Genomic DNA, 3,295 nt, shown 5'->3' with positions numbered 1-3,295 from the left:
GGGCGGAGGAAACACTATCCCAATCATCATTTGTGAGGGTATGGATGATGCTCTACAAAGGGCAGTCATCAGACGTGCAAAGCCTGTGCACACACATGAACGAGTTTCATAGGCTCTCAGAGCAGATTCATTGGCACAACCGCAATCCTCATCTTCCTCTGCATAGGACAAATGATCGGCTGTAAATGAATAGATCTTGTAAACATCCTTGTCAGTTATCCCATTCACCAAGAGTGAAGCTTGCTCTTGTAAGGGTGGGCTATCAGATTCTATGCCAGTCTGCGGGAGTCGTTGGAAACTTTCAACTGGAGCAGTCCAGGAAATATATCCCTGTGGTAACTTTACATCATATTTGATCACTACTACAAGGTCTTCCTGCCCACTTTTCTCTCCAGCAAATTTAATAATATCTACAAATCCATAATCTTCTTTTTGTTGTATTCCATTCCAAAATATCTCTACATTCTCAACTGATTGATAGGGCCCACTTTTTGGAAGTATCAGCCCAAAATAAACCCACGCATCTTCATCAGCACCCGTAAAAATAAATCTTTCAGTGACATGATAGTGTAGGTTTGCAGGAAGTAAAAAGAATGACCCCAGTACGACGATTGTGATAAATCCCAAACATAAAATAATCCTTGTGCCGTAAAGTATGGATTGCGGAATTGCTCCGAGAATTCCTGTCTGACACAGCGAATTTTTTACATCAGTATCTTGGATTCTGGAACGATATAAGTGGGTCACCTAAAAATCTCCAACTTAGAGTTTAGTTTGCAGCCACCCCTCAGCGGAAGGAGGGGCGTTAGCATTCCTTTGGATAATCATGTGAAATATATCACATAGTTGTATTTTTATTGTACTCTGTAAGATAGGGAGTGTCGAATTTGATGAGTAAAAACTTGGTCGTCACTGCGAGCATCTTTTCGCGAAGCAGTCTCCCTCTCCGGGTTGGAGATCGCCAAGTCGGGCTACAAGCCGCCTCGCGAAGACAGTACCCACTGATTTAGGCACTCCCTACGATATAAAAATTGTTATTGGCAAAAAGATCAACCCTCAATCCTTGTTATAGAGCTACTTTTTTTATTGGCTATCCCGAACTTTTATGGGATATACGTTGCATATTTAAGACAAGCCTGCAGAAGGCTCACCGATTTATCGGATGGAGAGGCTGGCTGGCCGCTTTATTTCGCACCGCTAGCCTTTGCTAATAATCGTGCCATTGGGCTCAGATTTATGATGGGGCTTTTATTAGCTATAGCTTTACGGTTAATATTCCCCACTTTTTGGGTCTAGTTTAAAAACAAGCCTCCTACCTGTTTACGGGTAGGAGGCTTATATGGTCAATTACTCTCTTGATGCTTATTTATCATGGCATACGCTTTTGACTCTATCCCAGGAGCAGGCAGTATTCGATACACAGGATTTCAAGTCAGTAAGCGTGGAGCAAGATGACGCTGGGGGTGGTGCCGCTGGGGCAGGGGCCTCAGGTTCCGGTTCCGGTATTGGGTCATGGGCAATTAATGGGAAGAGTGAAGGGTCAAAAACTGAACCCGGTGGCTGCATCTCGACTGCGGTTAAAACCACCCAACACTCTCGGCTGTTCAATAGTTTGAAAAAGCCCCAAAAACGATCCTGACTTACCCCCATTAGCGTAGCAGTTTGACCCATTGCCAGCATACCAACCTCATTGCCACCGATCCATGGATTATTCCGGCAGTTGGCGTTCTTGATACCCAGGAAATCTGGAGGGCCCGGGGGAACTGTCTCTATAAATTCAGGAATGATTAATTCGATGGGACAGAATGTTCCTGGTGTGTTCACGAGAAAAGACCATGTTGGTGAAAAGGGGCCGCTCCCACTTGCTGTTCTGGCTTTGACGCGCCAGTAATATGTTTCACAGTTTTCCAAATCAGAACTTGGCTCAAAGGTAGTCATTGGGCCTATTGATTGACCACCATTTGCAACAGTTGGGAAAAAAGGATCAGTAGAAAGATCCACCCAATAATGGCTGGGATGACAGGGTAGCGGATTCTGCCACGCTAGCACGGGGCGTAGTTCCTGAACAGTTGCTCCATCTGAAGGACCAAGTTGAATTGGTGGGATCAATTCAGACTGGGCACATACCGGGCCAACAAAGAAATATTGGTCAGAGGATACCGGGCCTTCGCTACCGCCACTAATGGCAGCAGCGGACCAGCGATACATTTTTCCGGCTTGTAGTGTTGAAGTTGTTTCCCAGGAATAATTATTGGATATCCCGCCAATCTCATCTGTGAAATCCATGCCAGTGGATAAATAAAAGTGAATTTGTTGCGCAAAGCAATCATAGGCAGGAGATGGCGATGGATATGGATAGGTAATCGCTGTGTAAGAGACTGACAGATAAGGGGTCGTATCAGATACTGTACTCCAGCTATATGGAGTTGTGAGTTGTGGGGCGACCAACTCTCCAGGAGGGCAGGCAACCCACGGTAATGGAGTCGGAGCAGGTGGTGTCGGGGGCCCACAGCTACTTAAAATAATAAGCAAGAAAATACCGAATAAGAATGTAAATAGTTTGTTTTTCATTTTCTCCTCCGTTTTGTTGGCGACTTATTCTATTCTAGCGTTTTTGTGAGCGAATTTCAATAGGCTGATTGGGTATGTGACCTACATAAAAATATCAATATAACTTAATGCGAAGCACAGTCAATCTGATAAATACTTGTTTTCCCTTGCGAAAACAACTCCTTATAACGATTGGACAATTCTGGTTCAGAAGAGTTAAAGCTGAACTGACGCCCACCAACATAGATATAGGGGGAATTAAACAGGCAAAAATCGTTGACTACATCGGGGGCAAACAAACTGATATCGAAGGGACGTTTTTTTGTCTCTCGTCCTGTTAAAGGTTGAATCCAGATCCCCGCATCGGTGCCAATTAACCGGTCGCTGACCCGTAATCCGGGGATGATTAACGTCGCATCGCTCGGGAGGTTTAATTTGATCCAGTCATATGCGGCTAGGTCCCTATTCCTGACATAACCGCAGCATGGGTCAGGATAATATGAGAGTTGTGTCGCATTCCAGGCGAATATCAGGAAGATTACTGTGATTGCCCCTCGTTTCACATGGCTCTGCCCTGTGAAGGCCTTGATAAATCCAGAAAGACCCAAAGCTCCCAACATGGATAATGGTAAAAAGAGTGCGATTTGTAGAAAAGTGCGATCAAGCAAGCGATAGCTATAGCCCTGTAAAAATGGAGGTAAAGTAATTTTTGATGCAAACCCTATTCCGAATAAATATAAGAATG

General features: G+C 44.6%; 2 protein-coding genes and 1 pseudogene. All 3 read right to left on the bottom strand.

Annotation, left to right across the window (positions count from 1 at the left end; genetic code table 11):
• On the bottom strand, positions 1 to 747 hold a 747-nt coding region (locus AC3DOM_RS16960), incomplete at its 3' end, for a transglutaminase domain-containing protein (RefSeq protein WP_487920219.1).
• A 615-nt stretch (positions 748 to 1,362) separates the two neighbouring features.
• Positions 1,363 to 2,571 carry a hypothetical protein gene (locus AC3DOM_RS16955; RefSeq protein ID WP_487920218.1) on the bottom strand — a complete coding sequence of 403 codons (1,209 nt, stop codon included), beginning with the start codon at positions 2,569 to 2,571 and terminating at the stop codon, positions 1,363 to 1,365.
• Positions 2,572 to 2,675: 104 nt separating this feature from the next.
• Positions 2,676 to 3,295, bottom strand: a pseudogene (locus AC3DOM_RS16950) (hypothetical protein); the annotation flags it as partial.

The organism is Candidatus Desulfolinea nitratireducens (genome assembly GCF_982879505.1).
This window is presented reverse-complemented; position numbering and strand designations above follow the sequence as displayed.